General features: G+C 67.8%; 16 protein-coding genes. 11 read left to right on the forward strand and 5 right to left on the reverse strand.

Annotated features, from left to right (window positions below; all coding sequences use genetic code 11):
* Nucleotides 1–18: 18 nt before the first annotated feature.
* Nucleotides 19–705, reverse strand: coding sequence for a hypothetical protein (locus ACQHGV_RS10005; protein ID WP_440978082.1), 687 nt, complete (start codon nucleotides 703–705; stop codon nucleotides 19–21).
* A 106-nt stretch (nucleotides 706–811) separates the two neighbouring features.
* Nucleotides 812–3,382 (reverse strand): PAS domain-containing protein, encoded by a 2,571-nt coding sequence (locus ACQHGV_RS10010; protein ID WP_440978083.1) that lies wholly within the window; start codon nucleotides 3,380–3,382, stop codon nucleotides 812–814.
* 146 nt (nucleotides 3,383–3,528) lie between these two features.
* Between ACQHGV_RS10010 and ACQHGV_RS10015 the strand changes: the two genes are divergently transcribed.
* The 11 genes from ACQHGV_RS10015 (at nucleotide 3,529) to ACQHGV_RS10065 (ending at nucleotide 16,364) form a co-directional block, all read left to right on the forward strand.
* The gene (locus tag ACQHGV_RS10015; protein WP_440978084.1) at nucleotides 3,529–3,981 is read left to right on the forward strand and encodes a hypothetical protein; all 453 of its coding nucleotides are present in this window, start codon (nucleotides 3,529–3,531) and stop codon (nucleotides 3,979–3,981) included.
* A gap of 87 nt (nucleotides 3,982–4,068) precedes the next feature.
* Complete coding sequence (locus ACQHGV_RS10020) at nucleotides 4,069–6,255, forward strand: TonB-dependent receptor (RefSeq protein WP_440978085.1); 2,187 nt, start codon at nucleotides 4,069–4,071, stop codon at nucleotides 6,253–6,255.
* An 11-nt stretch (nucleotides 6,256–6,266) separates the two neighbouring features.
* Nucleotides 6,267–7,706, forward strand: coding sequence for a PepSY-associated TM helix domain-containing protein (locus tag ACQHGV_RS10025; RefSeq protein ID WP_440978086.1), 1,440 nt, complete (start codon nucleotides 6,267–6,269; stop codon nucleotides 7,704–7,706).
* Nucleotides 7,707–7,777: 71 nt separating this feature from the next.
* The gene (locus tag ACQHGV_RS10030) at nucleotides 7,778–8,302 is read left to right on the forward strand and encodes a TspO/MBR family protein (RefSeq protein WP_440978087.1); all 525 of its coding nucleotides are present in this window, start codon (nucleotides 7,778–7,780) and stop codon (nucleotides 8,300–8,302) included.
* Between the two features lie 66 nt (nucleotides 8,303–8,368).
* On the forward strand, nucleotides 8,369–9,337 hold the full coding sequence (gene coxB, locus ACQHGV_RS10035) for a cytochrome c oxidase subunit II (RefSeq protein WP_440978088.1): 969 nt from the start codon (nucleotides 8,369–8,371) through the stop codon (nucleotides 9,335–9,337).
* Nucleotides 9,334–11,844, forward strand: coding sequence for a cytochrome c oxidase subunit I (gene ctaD / locus ACQHGV_RS10040; RefSeq protein ID WP_440978089.1), 2,511 nt, complete (start codon nucleotides 9,334–9,336; stop codon nucleotides 11,842–11,844). Before coxB ends, ctaD begins: the two co-directional genes overlap by 4 nt.
* A complete protein-coding gene (locus ACQHGV_RS10045) occupies nucleotides 11,841–12,218 on the forward strand; it encodes a hypothetical protein (protein ID WP_183953086.1) in 378 nt (125 codons plus the stop codon). The genes ctaD and ACQHGV_RS10045 overlap by 4 nt, the downstream gene beginning before the upstream one ends.
* Nucleotides 12,215–12,793, forward strand: a complete 579-nt coding sequence (locus tag ACQHGV_RS10050; protein ID WP_183953085.1) for a cytochrome c oxidase assembly protein — start codon at nucleotides 12,215–12,217, stop codon at nucleotides 12,791–12,793. Before ACQHGV_RS10045 ends, ACQHGV_RS10050 begins: the two co-directional genes overlap by 4 nt.
* Nucleotides 12,790–13,833, forward strand: coding sequence for a c-type cytochrome (locus ACQHGV_RS10055; protein WP_440978090.1), 1,044 nt, complete (start codon nucleotides 12,790–12,792; stop codon nucleotides 13,831–13,833). The genes ACQHGV_RS10050 and ACQHGV_RS10055 overlap by 4 nt, the downstream gene beginning before the upstream one ends.
* A 70-nt stretch (nucleotides 13,834–13,903) precedes the next feature.
* Nucleotides 13,904–15,268, forward strand: a complete 1,365-nt coding sequence (locus tag ACQHGV_RS10060) for a glycoside hydrolase family 27 protein (protein ID WP_440978091.1) — start codon at nucleotides 13,904–13,906, stop codon at nucleotides 15,266–15,268.
* A gap of 151 nt (nucleotides 15,269–15,419) precedes the next feature.
* Complete coding sequence (locus ACQHGV_RS10065; protein WP_440978092.1) at nucleotides 15,420–16,364, forward strand: IS5 family transposase; 945 nt, start codon at nucleotides 15,420–15,422, stop codon at nucleotides 16,362–16,364.
* Between the two features lie 342 nt (nucleotides 16,365–16,706).
* Here ACQHGV_RS10065 and ACQHGV_RS10070 read toward each other — a convergent pair whose 3' ends face one another.
* From ACQHGV_RS10070 to ACQHGV_RS10080, 3 genes are all read right to left on the reverse strand, one after another.
* On the reverse strand, nucleotides 16,707–18,530 hold the full coding sequence (locus tag ACQHGV_RS10070; protein WP_440978093.1) for a glycoside hydrolase family 35 protein: 1,824 nt from the start codon (nucleotides 18,528–18,530) through the stop codon (nucleotides 16,707–16,709).
* A 297-nt stretch (nucleotides 18,531–18,827) separates the two neighbouring features.
* Nucleotides 18,828–19,190: a hypothetical protein gene (locus ACQHGV_RS10075; RefSeq protein ID WP_183951654.1), complete on the reverse strand. Its 363-nt coding sequence runs from the start codon at nucleotides 19,188–19,190 to the stop codon at nucleotides 18,828–18,830.
* Nucleotides 19,191–19,210: 20 nt separating this feature from the next.
* Nucleotides 19,211–20,758, reverse strand: coding sequence for a L,D-transpeptidase family protein (locus tag ACQHGV_RS10080; protein WP_440978094.1), 1,548 nt, complete (start codon nucleotides 20,756–20,758; stop codon nucleotides 19,211–19,213).
* Nucleotides 20,759–21,049: the final 291 nt, after the last annotated feature.

The following is a 21,049-nucleotide window of genomic DNA, read 5'->3' on the forward strand; positions in this document are numbered from 1 at the left end:
ATTGATGCACCACCGCCATCATAATTCGCGGATCAGACGCAAGCCCAGACGCGGCCGGAACGGCTCGCCGCGTGCCCGCTCGGCGCCGATGCCGCCCTGCAGGCTCAGCTTGCCGAAGCTGCGATGCGCCTGCGGCATCAGCAGCCAATAGGCGCCGTCGCCATTCTGCCGATTGACCTCCAGCCCCAGCACCGTGTCGCGGTTCAGGTCGTAGAAGGTCGAATGGTTGACCACGAAGCCGGTCTGGTTGCCCTCGCGCAAAGTGACGTCGCCGATACCCAGCATCGTCATGGTGCTCCACCGCTCGCCGAAGCGGTTGCCCAGCAGCCAGACCAGGGTCGATTGCCATTGGCCGCTCTCACGGTCGTACAGCCCCAGATACTGGACGCCGTGAATGCCGCGCCCGCCGCGAAAGGTGCCGAGCTTGCCCTGAAGCCCCATCTTACACTGCACCACGCGCGTATCGATCAGCGGCAGTTCCAGCTCGACCGCGAAGCCGTCCGCCACCGCCACCTCGATCTCGGGGGCCCATTCCACCTCGCCACGCGGGCCGGAAAGATCGCGCTGGACCAGGGCGTTGACCTCCACCTCGCCGCGTTTGGCGGTCAGGGGGCGGATCATGTCGAACACCATCGGCTCGGGGATGTCCGGCCCATCCTGTGTCGGGGCGGCCTCCGCGATGGCAGGCATCAGCATCAGGGCCATGGCGATCGTCCATGCGCCGGCCAGTCGATGTCGCAGTTTCAAAACTCTCGCACTCCGGTCGTTTCACCTCATGCGATGCCGGGCCGCCGGCGCGAGCGCCCCCGCGCTATCGCCCGCGCGGATGGCCCAGGGCCGCCTGGACCCCCGTGACCAGCGCGTCCACCGTGAACGGCTTGGTGAGCAACTGCATGCCCGGCGCCAGATGGCCGCTGTTCAGCACCGCGCTTTCCGCATAGCCGGTAACGAACATGACATTCAATTCATGTCTGACCTCGCGCGCCGCCTCGGCCAGCTGGCGACCGTTCATCCCGCCCGGCAGGCCGACATCGGTGATCAGCAGGTCGATGCGCCGGTCCGAACGCAGCAGCGGCAGCGCGGCGGCGCTGTCCGCCGCCTCGATCACCCGGTGGCCCATGTCGCGCAGGACGTCGGCGATCATCAGCCGGACAGTCGATTCGTCGTCGACCACCAGCACCGTCTCCCCCGATCCGCCGGCCCCATCGGGCAGGGCGGCGCGCGCCGGTTCCTCCGGCTCGGCCGGACCGTCATGGCGCGGCAGATAGAGCGAGACGGTCGTCCCCTTCCCCACGGTCGAGGCGATGCGGACCTGCCCGTCCGACTGGCGGGCAAAGCCGTAGATCATGCTGAGGCCCAGCCCCGTCCCCTGCCCCAGCGGCTTGGTGGTGAAGAAGGGGTCGAACGCCTTTTCGATGACGTCGGGGGTCATGCCGGTGCCGGTATCGGTGACGCTGAGCACCAGATACTCGCCCTTGGGGATGTCATGGTGCAGGTCGTCGCGGCAGCCGGACGGGCGATTGCGGATGGCGATGGTGATCCGCCCGCCATCGGGCATGGCGTCGCGCGCGTTGATGCACAGGTTGAGCAGCGCGTTTTCCAGCTGCGGCGCATCGACCAGCACCGTCCACCAGTCATCGGGTGCCGGCGTCTCGACGGTGATGCCCGGGCCCACGGTGCGCTGGATCAGGTCGCTCATTCCGGCGACCAGCGCGACGATGTCGGTCGGGCGCGGCGCCAGCGTCTGCCGCCGCGAAAAGGCGAGCAGCCGGTGGGTCAGTGCCGCCGCGCGCCGCGTCGCCCCCTGCGCCGCATCCATGTAACGATCGATCTCGCCCGCACGCCCCTGCGACAGGCGCAGCGCCATCAGCTCCAGCGATCCCGAAATGCCCGCGAGCAGATTGTTGAAGTCATGCGCCAGTCCGCCGGTCAACTGGCCGACCGCCTCCATCTTCTGCGACTGGCGCAGCGCCTCCTCGGCGCGCATCAGCTCGGCCGTGCGGTCGGCGACGCGCTGTTCGAGCTGGTCGGTCAGCGCGCGCAGCTCGGCGATGGCGCTGTCGCGCTCGGCCTCCAGCGCGCGGCGGACGCCGACATCGATCAGCACGCCCGGGAAGTAGAGCGGCGTACCGTCGGGCGCATGCTCGACCCGGCCATTGGCCTCCAGCCAGTGATAGCAGCCGTCATGCCGGCGCACGCGATATTGATGCGCATAGGCCCCGCCCGAGGCGATGACGGCCTCGATCGCCTGCGCCAAGCCGGCCTGGTCGTCGGGGTGGACCGTCTCCACCACCTGCGCCAGGCTCAGCCCCTCATGGCCGAGCGCCGGGTCCAGCCCGAATGTGCGCGCAAACGGCTCGTCGACGGTGAAGCGGTCGGTGGGCAGGTCCCAGAACCAGGTGCCGATGATCGCGCCGGCCTCCAGCGCCAGCTGCACCCGCTCGGCGTTCAGGCGCGCGCGCGCCTCGCTCTCGCGCAGCTGCTGCTCGATGCGGACGCGCTCGGTGATGTCGAAGCTGACGCCGGGGAAGCGGACGCAGCGCCCGGTCTCGTCGGGGATACAGCGCCCTTGCGCCGATACCCAGTGTACCGTGCCGTCCGCCTGGACCAGCCGGTATTCGGAGACGAAGCGATGCGGCGCGCCGCCCGCCGCGACCTGCGCCATCGCGACCTGGATCTCACCATTGACCCGCTCGCGATCATCGGGGTGGATACCGCGAAAAAAGTCGCCGATCGGCATCCCCGCCTCGGCCGCTGTCGGATCGACGCCATACATGGCGGCGAAGCGCGCGTCCGAGCGGACCGAGTCGTTCAGCACGTCCCAGTCCCATAGCCCGACATGCGCGCCCGAGCTGAGCGCCAGTTCCAGCCGCTCGTCCGACGCCCGCTGGCGCCGCTCGGCCAGCACGCGGTCGGTCGTCTCGCCGGTCACGCAGATCATGCCGGCGATGTCGCCCCGATCGTCGAAGACGGGCGAGTAGGAAAAGGTCCAGTAGCTTTCCTCGGGCTGGCCGGTGCGCGCCAGGTCCAGCCGCATGTCGGTGACCTTGGCAACCTGTCCCGACAAAGCCGTGGCGACCAGCGGTTCGATCTCGTCCCAGATGCTGCCCCACAACACCTTGAACGGCGTGCCCATCGCGGTGTCGGCGCGGTAGCCCAATATGGGGCGATAGGCGTCGTTGTAGAAGGACACGAGGTCGGGGCCCCAGACCATGTACATCGGCGCCGGGCAGGCCAGCATCGTCGCCAGCTGGCTGCGCAGCGCGACCGGCCAGCCATCGGGCGAGCCCAGCGACGTCGCGGCCCAGTCCAGCGCGACGATCTCGTCCACCACCCGTCCCGATACGCCGCGCAGGAAATCGAAAGACTTGGAAATCGCCATGGACGTGTTGTGCATCAGGCGCGTCGCGATAGCCAGCGGCGGACGCGCTGTCCTATTACCATGATAAGGGGATTGGATTTTCTGATCATCCCCAAACCTGACCTGTGCGAGTGACAAGCCCCGCCGCACGGTCTAGGTCGGGCGGCGTGACGGCCATCCGCAGCCTTATCGCGCAACGCCATCTGGCCGCGCTGCTGTGCGTGGCGGCGCTGCTGCTCAAGCTCGTCATCCCGTCCGGCTATATGATCGGCGAGGCGCAGGGGCATATGGCGATCGTCCTTTGCCCCGGCACGATGCCGGTGGCGGACGCCATGTCGCACGCGCCCTCCGGTGACATGACGACGATGCATGGCATGCCCCATGGCGTCATGGCCGATCACGACCGGAGCGATCATCGCGACGGGCAGCACAGCCGCCCGGAGATGCCCTGCGCCTTTGCCGGCCTGTCGGCGCCCGCGCTGGCGGCGGTCGATCCGATCCAGCTGGTCGCGCTGCTGGCCTTCGTCCTCGCCACCGGCTTCGTGGCGGTCACAGCGAACGTCCGGCCCGCGCCAACTTATCTGCGGCCGCCTTTGCGGGGACCACCGGCGCTTTCCTGACCAAGTCATCCGGCGCGCGGCCTTTGGTCGCGGCCGTTCTGATCCTCGGCCCCGCCTTCCCGCGGGGCCGGTCGAAAGCGCATTTCCATGTTCATGCCACCCGCCCTGCCGGACACGATGCTGTCCCGGCCAGCACCCCCCGACGACCAGAACCAGCCATCCGCGACCGTCATCGTCCAGGGCGCACGAACGCCCGCCGCCCTCGACGCGCCCACCGGCGCGGGCAGCCGCCTGCCGCTGACCATCCGCGAAACTCCCGCCACGCTGGAGGTCCTGACCCAGGACGAGCTGCAACGTCGCGGCCTGCGCACCGCGCGTGAGGCGTTCGACGGCGTCGTCGGTGCGATCGCGGGCAATGTGCCGGGCAATCCGGCGGTCGTGTCGCTGCGCGGCTTTGCCGGCAGCGCGGTGTCGATCCTGCAGGACGGCGTGCGCGTGTCCACCTCGACTGTCGTCCAGCGCGACACGAACCTGTGGCATTACGACCGGATCGAGGTGCTGAAAGGCCCGGCCTCGGTCCTTTATGGCGAGGGTGCGCTGGCCGGCGTCATCAACAAAGTGACGCGCAAGCCCGTGCTGGGCGAACGCGCCGTCGATCTGATGATCTCGGGCGGCAGCTTCGGCACCGTTTACGGCGCGGGCGGGGTCAATCTGCCCGTCTCGGCCGCAATCGCGATCCGCGCCGATGCCAGCTATCGGCGCTCGGACAGCCTGTACGATGTCGATCGCAACGCGACCCGATCGGCGGGACTGACCGCCAGCGCGCTCATCAAACCCAGCGACCGGCTGTCGCTGCTGATCGCGATCGATCATTTCGAGGATCGCTATGATTCCAGCTATCAGGGCCTGCCGCTGATCTCGGCGCGCTATGCGCTGGACCCCAGCGATGCGGTGCGCAGCGCCAGCGGGCTGGTCGCCGACCGATCGCTGCGCCGGCGGAACTACAACCCGCGCGGCGCATGGTCGGGCGCGGACGAGACCACGATCCGCTCCCGGCTGGACTGGACGATCGGCGATGGCTGGACCGCCGCGCTCGACCTGACCGGCTATACCGCCGACCGCGCCTTCCTGCTCGCCGATACGCAGAGCTTCGTGGCACCCGGCGCGGGCTTCCCCAATGGCAGCATCCGGCAAAGCTATCAGGACTTCCGCCACGACCAGCATTTTTGGAACACGCGCGGGCAAGTCGCGCGCGACGGGCGGATCGCGGGGATGCGGCACCGGATGACGCTGGGCGCGGAGCATAACGGCACGCATTTCGTCTCGCTCCGCCGTCAGGCACCGCTCGGCACCCTGCCTGCGCTCGATCTGCGCGATCCGGGCGTCATCGCGGCCCCGACCTCGCCGGCTGTCTTCACCAGCGGCGACGTGACGTTCGATTCGCGACTGAAGCAGACTGCGCTGTTCGCCGAGGATGCGGTCAATCTGACGCCGCGCTGGCTGTTGGTCGGCGGTATCCGCTGGGACCATATCGCGCTCGATCGGGTGACGATCCAGAACCGGAGCGGCACGCGCGACGGCCATGCGCCGCGCTTCGATCCGGTCTCGTGGCGCGCGGGGACCAGCTGGGCGGCCACGCCAGGAATCACGCTCTATGCGCAATATACGACGGCGGTGTCGCCGGTGTCGTCGATCCTGCTCGCCTCGATCGCCAACAGCCGCTTCCGCCTGACCCATGGCCGCGCGGTCGAGGCGGGGTTCAAGGCCAGCGGCTGGGGTGGTCGTGCCACCGTGACGGGGGCGGCCTATCATATCGTCCAGTCCGACATCCTGACCCGCGATCCGACGAACCCCAGCCTCAGTGTCCAGGGTGGGCAGCAATCGTCGCGCGGGCTGGAGCTGTCGGCCGATGTCACCCCCTTCCCCGCGCTGCGATTGACGGCGGGCGGGTCGTACACCGATGCGCGCTATGACCGGCTGTCCGAGCTGATCGGCGGCACAACGGTCAATCGCAGCGGCAACCGGCCGATCAACGTGCCCGACACCACCCTGTTCGCCTCCGCGCTCTACACCATCGCGCATAAGGTGACGCTGGGCGGCTATCTGCGCCATGCCGGTGGTTTCTTCACCGATACGGCCAACAGCATCCGGGTCGCCGGCCATGCACTGGTCGATGCCAGCCTGTCGGTGCCGGTGGGCGAGCATGCGACGCTGACCCTTCGCGGACGCAACCTGACCGACCGCTTCTACGGCGAATATTCGGGCTATCCGACGACCAATGTCTATATCGGCGCACCGCGATCCTTCGACATCGCGCTGTCGGCCCGGCTGTGAGGAGACGGGCCATGACATCCATGCCGCATGACCGGGTCACCTTTCACCGCACCATCTGGCGCTGGCATTTCTGGGCCGGTTTGCTGGTCCTGCCGATCCTGCTGATGCTCAGCCTGACCGGCGCGATCTATCTGTTCAATGACGAGCTGAACGACGCGATCTATCCGGAACAGCGGCTGGTCGTGCCGCGGGCCGGCCATGTGCCCGTCTCGCGGATGATCCAGGCCGCGCTGGTCGCCTATCCGGGCACGGCGTCGCGCGTCGACATGCCGGGCCGGGCGGATCGGTCGGCGGTGGTCTTCGTCAATCCCGACCAAGGGCCGCCACGCCGCGTCGCGGTCGATCCGGGAACGGGCCGCGTGCTGGGCAGCGTCGTCTATGACCGGACGCTGGTCGGCTGGGCGGACGCCATGCACCGCTCGATGCTGATGGGCGTATTCGGCGAACGGCTGGTCGAACTGGCCGCCTGCTGGGCGCTAGTCCTGCTGGCGACGGGCGTGATCCTGTGGTGGCCGCGCGGCGGCTGGCGCGCGAGCGGCACCCTGTGGCCGCGCCTGTCGGGGAGGGGGCGGCGCTTCTGGCGCGACCTACATGGCCCGGTGGGGCTGTGGACCGGCGGAGTGATCGGTTTTCTGGTGCTGACCGGCCTCCCTTGGGCGGGGGTGACCGGGCCGCTGCTCCACCGGGTCAGCGGTGCGCTCGGCGTCGGCTATCCGACCTCCTACCGCCAGTACAACATCCCGCACAGCCTGCCCGCCAAGGTCGCGCTGGGCAGCGCGCCCTGGACGCTGGAGGACGCGCCCCTCCCCCAATCCCGCAGGCCCGGATCGGACATGGCGGCGCACGGCCACGCCGCGATGCCGCCCGACGAGCATGCCGAGCACCGCGCGCACGGCCCCGGATCGCCGGGTGCGACGCGCGATCCGGCGGTCATTCGCGGCACCGATCAGGTCGACCGGATCACCGCCGGGCTGGGGTGGACGAACGGTTATCGCCTGTTCCTGCCCGGCGGCCCGACCGGGGTCTACACCGCCTTCACCTATCCCGATCGCCCGCAGGGTCAGCGGACCATCTATGTCGATCGCTACACGCTGCGCCCGATCGGTCGCGAGGTCCGCTTCGCCGATTATGGCGCGGTCGGCCGTGCGGTCGAATGGGGCGTGCAGGTGCATATGGGCAATTATTTCGGCCGCGCGAACCAGGTGCTGATGCTGTTCGCCTGTATCGGCGTCTGGGTGCTGGCGATCAGCGGGGTCGCCATGTGGTGGAAGCGACGCCCGGCCGGCCGCGTGGGCGCACCACCGCCGCTGTCGGGCGCGCGGGTCGGCGGGCTGATCGTCGCGCTGGCGATCCTGGCTCTACTGCTGCCGTTGTTCGGCGCCTCGCTGCTGGTCGTGGCGGCGCTCGACCGGGGGCTCGCGATGGCGACGCGGCGGCGCGCCATGGCGTGATGGAAACCTTGCGCGGCGGCGGTCCGTTGTGTCCGCAACATGGAATGTCAGGCGTAAGGATGAGACGGGCGATGGACGAGAAGCGAAACGGCATGTCGCCCTGGGTCGCGGGCGGGATCGCCGCCGGCGTGCTGGGCCTCAGCGCGCTGGTCGGCCGGCGCAACGCACCCGACCCCTCGCATCCCGGCATCCGCCACTGGTATCGCCGGCTCGACAAGCCCGGCTTCACCCCACCCGACAAGGTCTTCGGCGCGGTGTGGCCGGTGCTGGAGAGCCTGGCGGCCTTTGGCGGGTATCGCATCCTGCGCCAGCCCGCCTCGCCCCGCCGCAACGCCGCCATCGCCTTGTGGCTGGGCAACAGCGCGATGATCGGCGGCTGGACCGAGCTGTTCTTCCGCGAGCATCGCCCCGATACCGGCACCGTGGCGGCGGCGGCGATGACCGGCGGCACGGTCGCGCTGGCGGCGACCGCCTGGCCGATCGACCGGCCGGCGGCGATCAGCGTGATCCCACTCGCCGGCTGGCTGGGTTTCGCCACCGTGCTGGCGGGTGAGGTCTGGCGGCGTAACGGATCGGCCCCGCCTGCCGCAGAATAATTATCCGAAGTTATAATTTAGATGACGGCAACGTGAACCGTTTCGCGACCGAAGCGTTCGGGCGGAATGAGGGGGAAGCACGTCGCCATCGCCGTCCTGCCGGCATGCCTGTTATCGGCATGCAACCGGCATCAATCGACCCTGGCGCCGTTCGGGGCCGATGCCGTCGACATTCGCCACCTGTTCATCATCATGCTGGTCGGCGCGGTGATCATCGCCGGTGCGGTCGCGCTGCTGATGCGGCACGCCGTGCGCGCGCCCGAAGGGGCGATCAGCCATCAGAAGGGGATGCGTATCGTCCTCTGGCTGGGCGGGATCATTCCCACGGTCGTGCTGATGGGGCTGCTCGCCTATTCGCTGCCCTATATGCGCCCGCGCCCCGTCGCGCCCGCCGACCTGCAGATCGCGGTCGATGGCGAGCAATTCTGGTGGCGCGTCACCTATCGCCCCGCCGGCGCGACACCGGTCGATAGCGCCAACGAAATCCGCATCCCCACGGGGCGCACGGTCGCCTTCCGCCTGAGCGCAAGCGATGTGGTGCACAGCTTCTGGATACCCGGGCTGGCGGGCAAGATGGACATGATCCCCGGCCGCACCAACGATCTGATCGTCCGCGCCGACAAGCCCGGCCGCTATCGCGGGCAATGCGCCGAATTCTGCGGCCTCAGCCATGCGCTGATGGCGTTCGACGTCATCGCCATGCCGCCCGCCGCCTTCGACGCCTGGCTGGCCGGACAGCGACGGCCGGTACAAGCCGGCGATGGCGAAGGCGCTCGCCTGTTCGCCGCCAATGGCTGCAACGGCTGCCACGCCATTGCCGGGGTGACCGCCCCGACACGGATCGGCCCCGACCTCACCCATTTCGGATCGCGACGCACGCTGGCCGCCGGCATCCTGCCGATGACGGAAGGCCATGTCGCCGCCTTCATCCGCCACCCCGAAAAGACCAAGCCGGGCGTGCGCATGCCGTCCTTTCCCCAATTGTCGGATGACCAGGCCTTGGCCCTCGCCCGCTATCTGCAAGGCCTGAAATGAGCCTCCACGCCCAGGACGATCCCGCCCTTCGCGCCGCGCAGGAGGACAGGCTGCGCGAAGTGTGGAAGCCGCCCAGCGGCCTGTTCCTGCGCTGGACCGATACCAACAACAACCGCGTCGGCGTGTGGTACACGCTGACCGCGTTCGGCTTCATGCTGTTCGCCGGTGTGCTGGCGCTGATCATGCGCACCCAGCTGGCGGTGCCCGACAACGACCTCGTCTCGGCGAACACCTTCAACCAGCTGTTCACGCTGCACGGCTCGGTGATGATGTTCCTGTTCGCCGTGCCGATGTTCGAGGCGGTGTCGATCATCCTCCTGCCCCAGCTGCTGGGCGCGCGCGACCTGCCCTTCCCGCGCCTGTCGGCGTTCGGGTATTGGAGCTTCCTGATCGGCGGCGTCTTCGTCGCGGGCTCGATCTTCTTCAACGCCGCGCCCGATGGCGGCTGGTTCATGTATCCGCCGCTGACCACCCGCACCGACCTCAGCGGGCTGGGTGCAGACATCTGGATGCTGGGCCTGTCCTTCATCGAGGTGTCGTCGGTCGCCGCCGCCGTCGAGCTGATCGTCGGCGTGCTGAAGTGCCGCCCGCCGGGTATGCGGCTGAACCTGATGCCGCTCTACGCCTGGTATATCCTGGTCGTGGCGGTGATGATCCTGTTCGCCTTCCCACCGCTGATCGCGGGCGACCTGTTGTTCGAGATGGAACGGCTGCTGAACTGGCCGTTCTTTGATGTCGCGCGCGGGGGCGATCCGCTTTTGTGGCAGCACCTGTTCTGGATCTTCGGCCACCCGGAAGTCTATATCGTCTTCCTCCCCTCCATCGCGCTGTTCGCGATGATGATCCCCACCTTCGCTCAAAGGCACCTGCTGGGCTATCCCTGGATCGTGCTGGCGGCGGTCGGCACCGCTTTCCTCTCGTTCGGGCTGTGGGTCCACCACATGTTCGCGACCGGTTTGCCCAAGATCAGCCTTGCCTTCTTCTCCGCCGCGTCCGAGGCGGTCGCTATCCCGACCGGCGTGCAGATTTTCGCCTTCATCGCCACGCTCTGGGCGGGCAAGGTGAAATGGTCGACGCCATTGCTCTATGCGAGCGGCAGTCTCGCGGTGTTCGTCATCGGCGGGCTGACCGGCGTGATGGTGGCGATCGCGCCGTTCGACTGGCAGGCGCACGACACCTATTTCGTCGTCGCGCATCTTCATTACGTGCTGATCGGCGGCACGCTGCTGCCGCTGTTCGGCGGGCTGTATTATTACTGGCCGCTGATCACCGGCAAGAAGCTGTCCGACCGGCTGGGGCGTATCGCCTTCTGGATCATGTTCGTCGGCATCAACCTCACCTTCTTCCCGATGCACCTTTCGGGGCTGGAGGGCATGCCGCGCCGCGTATTCACCTATCCGGCCGAGCTCAATATCGGCTGGCTGAACCTCGCCTCGACCGCCGGTTCCTATCTGTTCGCTGCCGGCGTGCTGGTATTGGTCGTCGATCTGGCGCTATCGCCCACCCGCGCCAAGGCGCCGCGCAATCCGTGGAACGCCGGCACGCTGGAATGGCTGGCGCTGCCCGATGACGAGGATTGGGGCATCCGCTCGGTCCCGCTGATCGAAAGCCGCTATCCGATCTGGGACCAGAAGGATTTCGTCGCCAAGGTCGACGAAGGCCGCTTCTTCCTGCCCGATGCCGAGGAGGGCCGGCGCGAGACGATCGTGACCTCGGTCCTGGATGCCAAGCCCGTCTCGGTGATCCGACTGGGCGGTCCCAGCGTCAAGCCGATGATCACCGCCGTCGCGCTCGGTTCGGTGTTCATCCTGACCACCTATCACCTCTATCTGCTCGCGGCGCTGGGCGGGGTGGCGACGCTCGCCTGCGTGCTGTGGTGGCTGTGGGACACCGCCGAAATCCCCGAAAAGCCCGAAAAGCCGATCGGGCACGGCATGCACCTGTCGCTCTATCGCTCGGGGCCAGCGGCACCCGGCTGGTGGGCGATGTTCATCACGATGATGGCCGATGCCACCGCCTATTCGGGGCTCGTCTTCGGCTATTATTTCTACTGGACCGTCCATCCCGATTTCGGCGAGGGCTTTACCGGGCCGGGGATCGCCGCGCCGATGATCGCGCTGGCCCCCTCGCTGGCCAGCTGGGCGCTGACGCTGATCGCACGCGAGGTCCATGCGCGCGGGCGCGTGATGCTCGCCCGCCTGCTGCTGATCGGCGGCGCGGCGATGGCGGTCGCGGGACTGTTCGCCGGCCTGCGGTGCCTCGACGGCCTCGATCCGCAGGCCAATGTCTATCCCGCCATCATCTGGGTGCTGGTGATCTGGACGGTCGCGCACGCCGCCGTCGCGGTCGTCATGCAGCTTTACACGCTGGTACGCAGCCTGGCCGGAAAGATGGACCCCACCCATGATGCCGATCTGCGCAACATCACCGTCTATATGCACTTCTTCGCGCTGACCGCGATCGTCACCTATATGACCATCGGCTGGTTCCCGGAGACGGGGCTGTGAAGCGCTGGCTGCAACGCGCCAGCCGGCTGCGCGTCACGCTGTGGACGCTGATCGTGCCGCCGACCGTCTGGGCGGTGCATTTCCTGTTCTCCTATCTCTGGGCGGCCATCAGTTGCGAGAAGATCGGGGAGTGGGCGCTGTTCCCCACCGCCTTCGCCATCGGCACGGTCATCGCGCTGGTCCTGATCGTCGCATCGGGCGTGATCGCCTGGCAGCAGTCGCGCACGCCCGGCGATCCGCCGCCGCATCAGGAGGGTACCGACATCGACCGGCTGCGCTTCCTGGCCTATTCGACGATGCTGCTGGCGGGCCTCAGCTTCGTCGCGGTGCTCTTCACCGCGTTGCCGGTGATCATGCTGGGCGATTGCCGGTGAGGCGCGCCAGCCTGATCGCGGGCCTGGCCCTGCTCCCCCTCGGCTGGTCGCTCAGCCGCTGGGGCATGACGGGGCATATGGCGGCGCACATGATCGCGGTCGCGGTCGCCGCCCCCTTGCTGGCGCTGGCGATACAGGGGCATCGGTTCGACCCGGCCGAACGGTGGCCGCGTTTCGCCTCGCCACTGGTTGCCGCCATGGTCGAGGCGGTGATCGTCTGGGGATGGCATGTGCCCGCTCTCCGGCGACTGGCCGATCATCAGCCGCTGTGGCTGGTCGCTGAACAGGCGAGCTTCCTGGCCGCCGGCCTGCTGCTCTGGTCCGCCGTGCTGGCGCCGCGTCACCGCGCGGCGGGCGTGATGGCGCTGCTCGTCACCTCGATGCACATGACCCTGCTCGGCGCGCTGATCGGCCTGGCCCCCCGGCCGCTCTACAGTCATCACGGCGCGGGCGCGCTGGAGGATCAGCAGATGGCGGGCGTGGTGATGCTGCTGGTCGGCGGCATCGCCTATCTCGTCGGCGGGCTGGCGATGCTCGGCCGGCTGCTCCAGACCCGTCAGGAGGCGCACGCATGACGATCCGTATCACCTGGAAACGCGTGATCGTCACGCTGATCGGCCTGTTCGCGCTGGGCATGGCCTTTGCCTGGTCGGGCGTGATGAACCTGGCCGCGTCGAGCGGACACTGGGCGATCACCGACTGGTTCCTGCACTGGGCGATGCGCAATTCGGTGAAGACCCATGCCGCCTTCACCGCACCTGACGACCCCAGCGACGCGACCGGACTGGTCAGCGCGGCGGGCCATTTCGCCAATAGCTGCGCGGTGTGCCACGGCGCGCCGGGGCAGAAGCCGGCCCCTGTCATGCAGGCCGCCACCCCGCCCGCACCCGATCTGGCGGTCAATGCGCGCGAATGGACCGACAAGCAGCTGTTCTGGATTCTCCAGCACGGCGTCAAATATACCGGCATGCCCGCCTGGGCGGTGCAGGACCGTAAGGACGAGGTCCGCCGCATGGTCGCCTTCGTCCGCCGCCTGCCCGACATGACCCCGGCCCAGTATCGCGCACTGGTCGCCGAGGGCTCGCCCGCGACCGATCCCGACAATTGCACCGGATGCCATGGCACCGACGGGCGTGGGCGCGGGTCACCCGACATTCCCGTGCTAGGCGGCCAGAACCCCGCCTATCTGCTCGCCGCGCTACAGGGCTATGCGAACGGCACCCGATCGAGCGCGGTGATGCAGCAGGTCGCGATGCGGATGGAGCCCGCCGAAATGGCCGCCGCCGCACGCCGCTTCGCCGCCATGCCGGGCCTGGGTGCACGGCCCAGCGGCAGCGCCGAAGCCGCCCGCATCGTCGAGCGCGGTCTGCCCGAAAAGCAGCTGCCCGCCTGTGTCAGCTGCCACGCCCCCGGCAAGCCCTATCCGGTCCTCGCCGGCCAACGCGCGACCTATATCGCCGAGCGGCTGCGCCATTGGCAGGGCGACAAGAATGTCGTCGATGCACGCAAGAGCCATGCGACGATGCCGGTCATCGCGCGCCGCATCCCGAAGGACATGATCGACCCCATCGCTCGCTATCTGGCGGGGAACGGGGCGGCCCCGCCGCGTTCCTAACCGAAGTCTTCGCTTGCAACCCGCTCCATTTGCCTGACTAATAGGCACAAAGACATGCGGGAGCGGATGAATGACGGACAAGGGGATCAACCGGCGCCAGGCGCTGGCCGGGGCGGCATGGACGGGCACGGCGATGCTGGCGGCTGGAGGAGCGGCGGCGCAGGTCACGCCCGCCACCCCCGGCCTGCTCGCGCCGCGCCCGCCGATGGGCTGGAACAGCTGGAACAGCTTTGCCACCACCATCACCGAAGCACAGGCGCGCGAGACCGCCGCGATCATGCGCGAGAAGCTGCTGCCCTTCGGCTATGACATCTTCACCGTCGACATCCAATGGTATGAACCCAATGCCAGCAGCTATGAATATAGCGCCAAGCCGATGCCGGCGATGGACGGTTATGGCCGGCTGATCCCCGCGCCCAATCGTTTCCCGTCAAGTGCCGATGGTTCGGGCTTCACCAAGCTGGCGACCGATGTCCATGCGATGGGGATGAAGTTCGGCATCCACCTGATGCGCGGCATCCCCCGCCTGGCGGTGGAGCGTAACCTGCCGATCCTGGGCACCCGCTATCATGCCTCCGACATCGCCGATACGTCGAGCATCTGTTCGTGGAACCCGGACATGTATGGCGTCGACATGACCAAACCCGGCGCGCAGGCCTATTATGACAGCGTGTTCCGGCTCTATGCCTCCTGGGGCGTCGACTTCATCAAGATGGACGACATGAGCCGCCCCTATGATGCGCATGCGCCCGAGATCGAGGCGGCGCACCGCGCCATCCAGAATAGCGGCCGGCCGATGATGCTCAGCCTGTCGCCGGGCGAGACACCGGTCATTCGCGGCGACCATGTTCGCCGTCATGCGCAGATGTGGCGCATCTCCGACGATTTCTGGGACGAATGGTCAATGCTGGCGGCGCAGTTCACGCGGCTGGAGAATTGGAACCCGTGGCGTCGCCCAGGGGCGTGGCCCGATGCCGACATGCTGCCGCTCGGCCGGCTGGCGCTGGGCAAGCGCGATACCAAGTTCACGCCCGACGAGCAGCGTACGCTGATGACTCTGTGGTCGATCGCGCGCTCACCGCTGATCATGGGCGGTGACCTACGCCATCTCGACACGCCGACGCTCGCGCTGCTGACCAACCGCGCGGTGATCGCAGTGAACCAGGCCTCGACCGACAACCAGCCACATTTCGTCGAGGACGGCGCGCGCATCTGGTCCGCCAAGCCCGACGGCGTGCCGAACGATCGCTATCTGGCGCTGTTCAACACCGGCGACAAGGCGAAGGAGGTGGGGCTGTCGCTCCGTTATCTGGGCCTGACGGGTACGGTCGCGGTAAGCGACCTGTGGGAAAGCCGCGACCTGGGCCGCGCGACCGGCCGCATCGCCGCCACTCTGCCGCCGCACGGCGCGGCACTCTACCGTCTGCGGGCATGACTATTCCTCCCCTGCAAGGGGGAGGTGGACGGGGGGTGTCACGGCCGGCGAGAAGGGTCTGCATTGCCCAAACAAGCCCCTCCCCTTCAGGAGATCGTTGCAAAAGACCTGCGCAGGTGATTCATTATCGCGAGGTGGGGGGGCGTTTGCGATGGATCAGGGTTGCTTGGTGGATGGCCTGGTGTCGCCGCGTCTGGGTCGCAATGTCCGGCTGGAGCGGTTGGCGCGGGAAGTGGACTGGGCGGATCTGGGGTCGCTGTTGTCGCCGCTGCGTGCCGAGCGGGGCGGTCGCCCGCTCTTTGATGCGCTGCTGATGGTCAAGGCGCTGGTGTTGCAGCGTATCTATGCGCTGTCGGACCATGGGCTGGAGGAAGCGCTGGACGACCGGGTGTCGTTTCGCCGCTTTGTCGGGCTGTCGCTGGAGGATGCGCCGCCCGACCACAGCACCATCTGCCGGTTCCGCAACCGGCTTTTGGAGGCGGACCTGGGCGAGGCGTTGTTCGTCGCCTTCGAGCGGCAACTGGCGGCGCGCGGACTGATCCTGAGACAGGGCACGATAGTCGACGCCTCGCTGGTGGCGACACCGTTTCGCCCGGGGTCGCGCGATGGTCGCCGGGCACCGGTCGACGGCGATGAGGCCAATACCGCCCGCAAGGGCAGGCCGGGCGGGCATTTCGGCTACAAGCTGCATATCGGGGTGGATCATGGCAGTCGGCTGATCCGCCGGCTGGTGCTGACCCCGGCCAATGTCAACGACACCGTGCCCGCCGACGATCTGGTTTGCGGCGACGAAAGGGCGGTCTATGCCGACAAGGCCTATGCCAAACGCGCCCGCCGCCAGTGGCTGGGCGCGCAGGGCATCAAGCCGCGGATCATGCACAAGAGCTGGGGTGGCGGCCCGCCGCTGACCCGGCGGCAACAACGACACAATGCCCTGATCGCGCCGATCCGCGCCCAGGTCGAGGGCGTCTTTGCCACCCTCAAGCGATGGCGGGGCTTCGACTGCGTACGCTACAAGGGGCTGGCCAGGAACCGCAACGACAGCTTTCTGCTTGCCCTGGCGTACAACATGACCACCGTGCTGCGTCTCACCTGAACCCGATCCGCCCCTCGAACCTGCTCACCAGGGCTCGACTACCCCGCCATCCACCGCCCGCTGACCGCCAGCCAATCCGAAATACCCGCCCGGTTCACCCCAATCGGGTTTTGCAATGATCCCCTTCAGGGGAGGGGTTGGGGTGGGGCTTCTCCCCCTGGCGCAGGGCTTGTGGAAGCGCCCCACCCCCGTCCCCTCCCCTGAAGGGGAGGGGTGATTGTGTTTTGAATCATCGCGTTGCCGGTCAGCCCGGCATGGGGAGGGTGCCTTCGCTGGCGGTGACACCCCTCCGTCAGCCCTGCGGGCTGCCGCCTCCCCTTACAGAGGAGGAAGGGACAATATTTACTGCGCCTCGCGCTTGTTGGTGATGTTGCCCCAGATCGGAGCGGTAACCGTGGACACGCGGACCTTGTCGTCCCCGGTCAGGTCGAAGAAGCGGATCTTGTTCACCCCCGTCTGCAACCACGGCGCCGGCGTGAACAGCGTGTGCACCGGCCCGATCGACCAGAAGCGGCCCAGATTATGCTCGCCCAGCCACAACTGCCCCTTATGCGCCCCGCGCATGTCGAGATAGGTGTCGCCCGGCCGGTCGACCGTCATCTCGACCTCGTAGAAGCACGGCCCCGAGCAGGGCTCGGCGGTCATCGGCAGCTTGGCGACATCGTCCATCGGCAGACGGTACATCCGCCAGTCGCGCAGCACGCGGCCGTCCAGCGTCACCGCGCCGGTCAAACCGGTCTGCTCGGTGCGGATGGCATGCGAATAGTTCACGCGGCCGGTATTCTCGACGAGGATGTCGATCGTCGCCGGCTTGTCCTGCGGCGTGATGTCGACCCGCTCCTGCCCCAGCCGCCGGTCGATCGTGCCGATCAGCTTCTGATCGACATAGACCTGCGCATAGCTGTGCATGTTCTTCAGGACGAGCGCTCCGCCTTTCCCCGCCGGCAGCGCCACGCGGTAGAGGACATAGCCGTAATTCTGGTCGAGTTCCTCGAACGTCATGGGCAGGTCGGCGCGCACCGGCTGCGGCAGGTTGCGCCAGAGCGAGGCGCTGCGCCGCACGGGCGAGACGGGGAAGCTCACCGCCTTGGTCGCGGCGGGCGTCGGTGCGGCGGGCTTGCCCGTCACCTCGGCGATCACCGAGGCGAGCAGGCCGTATTTATAGCGCGGATTGCCCGCCTCATCGAGCGGGGCGTTATAGTCATAGCTGGTCGTGTCGGGATGATAGTCGGTGCCGGTGTGCGAATCCGCGCCATTCATCCAGCCGAAGGTGGTGCCGCCATGGAACATGTAGAGTGACACCGAATAGCCGCGCTTGAGCATGAAGCCGAGTTCCTCGGCCTCTTTCTGGCCATCGGTTTCGTGATGGTCCTCGCCCCATTTGTCGAACCAGCCCGCCCAATATTCGCCGACCATGCGCAGGCCCTCGGGGCGGAATGCCTCCAGCTTGGCGACCGCGTTCTGCGCCCCGCCCGAACCGAAATTGACGACCGACGGCACGTCGGGCAGCGAGCCCTTGGCCAGATCGCCTGCCTGATTGGAGGTGAACAGCACGCCATCGGCGAGGCCGGCACGCTGATAGCTGGCCTTCAACCCCTCCAGATACGCCTTGTCGCTGCCGAACGCGCCATATTCATTCTCCAGCTGGATCGCGACGATCGGCCCGCCATTGCGCAGCAGCAGCGGCTTCACCTCCTGCCCCAACCGCGCCAGCCAGCGGTCGACGGCGGCAGTGTATTTCGGATCGGTCGAGCGCAGCAGCAGCGAGCGATCCTTCAGCAGCCAGGACGGATAGCCGCCCAATTCCCATTCCGCACAGACATAGGGGCCGGGGCGCAGGATGACGTCGAGCCCCTCGGCCTGCGCATCGCGGATGAAGGCGGCGATGTCGTTCTGCCCGCTGAAATCATAGGTGCCGGGGCGCGGCTCATGCGCGTTCCAGAAGGAATAGGTGGTGATGGTGTTCAGCCCCATCGCCTTGGCCTTGCGCAACCGGTCGCGCCAATAGGCGCGCGGGATGCGGGTATAGTGCATCTCGGCGGAGATGACCTGATAGGGCTTGCCGTCCTTCAGAAAGCCGTTGCCCTGGACGGCGAAGCTGTGTGCCGGCGTCGTCCCTTGCGCCGAGGCGATCGCCGGCACCAATGCCGATGCCGCCACCATCATTCCCAAAGCCGATCGCATTACCCGCTTCACGCGCCTCTCCTGCCCTTTGCCCCCGCCGCCCCCTTGGCCGGGGTCGCGCGATGATGTCGTCGTTCGGCGGCAAGGTGACAGGCGGAAGCGCGCGCGTCAATTTGTCAGACCTAAAAAGTCGACGAGCACATCCTCCCCGATACAAGGAGGTGGCAGGCCGTCAGGCCTGACGGAGGGGGGCTTCAGCACAGGACACCCTTTGCGGCCCCCCCCTCCACCATGCTTAGCATGGTCCCCCTCCCCGCGCCGGGGAGGATTTTTAGAAGGTCACTGTTCGTTCGTCGGAGCCTCTTCGGGCGCCGCTTCGTCCGACGACGCACGACCGCGCGTCACGCGCGACGTCATGCCGGTGGCCGAGGCGTCGTCGAGCACCTGCTGGTCGACCGTCCGCTCGGGCGGCGGGGGCGGCAGGGTTTCCTCGACAGCGTTCATGTCCGCGACCGGTGCGGCCTGGTTCTCCATCGCCGGCATCACGTCTTCGGGCTTCGTCTCGATCACGCCCGTGTCGTTTTCGGTCATCGCGGCCGGCTGTTCCTCCGGCTCGGAGCGCGAGCAACCGGCCAGCGCCGGCAGCAGCAGCCCCGCCGCGACAAGCGCCAGGCCGTGGCGGCGATAGGTCTTGATGGTCATGGCTTTACCCCTCTTTTCTATTACTTGGTCGACTGCGCGCGCTCGGCCGAGCGTGCCTCGATCTTGCTCGCCAGCTGGCTGTCCCAGCCATAGGGATCTTCGCGGAACCCGACCTGCCCGTCATTATTGGCGAAGGCCGTCCAGTAGAGCAGATAGACCGCCACCGGCTCGGCCATGCTGGCACGTACCGTTTTGCCCGACGCCAGCGTCGCATCGACCGCCGCCGGCTGCCATTCGGGCGTGGTCTTCAGCACCCAGTCGGCCAGTTCGGCGGGCTTTTCCAGCCGGACGCAGCCATGGCTGGCCAGCCGGTCGAACTTCGAAAAGCCCGACTGCGCCGGCGTATCGTGCAGATACACGGCGAAGTCGTTTGGGAAGTCGAACTTGAACCGCCCCAGCGCACTCTTTTCCGAGGATTGCTGGAGGCGCTTGGAGCCGTCGCCATTGTCGATGATGCGGAAGCCCGCGCGCTTCAGATAGCCGGGATTGGCGCGCTCCTTGGGCCATAATTCCTTGTTCGCGATCGAACTGGGCACGTTCCACGGCGGATTGAGCACGACACTGTGGATCGAGGACACCAGCATCGGCGTCTCGTTGCCCGGCCGCCCCGTCACCGCCTTCATCGACATGACGGGATTGTCGCCCTCGAACACGGTCAGCACGGCGGCGGCGATGTTCACCTGCACCCGCTTGGCCTCCAGCTGCTGGGGCAGCCAGCGCCAGCGCTCCATATTCGCCATGATCTGGCGGATGCGCTGCGACACGGGCACGTTCAGCGCGGCGATCGTCTGCGCCCCCACCGTGCCGACGGGGTTCAGGCCGTAACGACGCTGGGCACGGCGCACCGCCGCCAGCAGCGGTTCGTCGAAGGTCGCGCCGGTCGCGCTGACCGTCGGGTCCTCCATCGCGAGGCGCTTGCGCAGTTGGGCGACCAGCGGCCCGCTCGACTGATAGGGGATGGTGGCGTTGGCCGGCAGCGCGGTCCAGCCGCCCGCCTCCGCCATCGCGCGATAGCGGGCGAGCCCGGCGACCAGCGTGTCGTAACCGGCATAGGGCGGCGGCAGCGATGCGATCCAGTCGGCGATCCGGTCCTGTTGCACCGCGTCGGCAAAGCCGGGCAGCGGGTCGTAGGATTGCGGCCGGATACCCCAGTCCTTGGTGAAGTCGGCGGTGTCGAGCCGCCCGACATGCACGGCATGCGCGTAATCGAGGGCGATACGCGCGATCGCGTCCGGGGCCATGCCCGACAGGTCGCGCGGCGCGCCCTGTCGCAGGCCGTTGGCCACCTCCCCCTTGGCGATCAGCGTCGCGAGCTGGCGCGCCTGCGCCTCGCTGAGCGTCGGCATCGCCACCGGGGCTGCGATCTGGGTCGGGGTGGCGATCCGGGGCGTGGTGGCCGGCGCTTGGGCCGCGGGCGGCATGGTCGCCTGCGGTGTCGCGGCGGGTACGGGCACGGGTGGCGGCGACACCTGCGCCATCAGCGGCGTCGCGACGAGCGATCCGCTCGCCAGCGCGCCGATCCAACGGGTAACCGAACGGCCAGAAACAGGGAAAGGCGATGCGGTCATAATATCAGGATTGCCCCTTCTCGACATGGTGCCCCTCGGCAAACGCGGCCTATTGCACCATCCTATCCTACGCCAAGCTGAACCGATCGGTCCCGCCCCCGATTAATTTTTTTACCGGCCGGCCCCTGCCGGATCGCCTTCGATCCGCTTCCCAAGCGACGGACATAATGGGCGTTAACCAACTGAATCAGTTCCGATTGCGGACAGGTAGCATCTCAGGCGCGGCCGACCCGGTTAGCATGCCAGCAATGGGAGGAGGTCGTGCGCCCGCACGGCATGACACGGGTTCAC

It is taken from the genome of Sphingomonas pseudosanguinis, from assembly GCF_052056765.1.
In the GTDB taxonomy this organism is placed as follows: domain Bacteria; phylum Pseudomonadota; class Alphaproteobacteria; order Sphingomonadales; family Sphingomonadaceae; genus Sphingomonas; species Sphingomonas pseudosanguinis.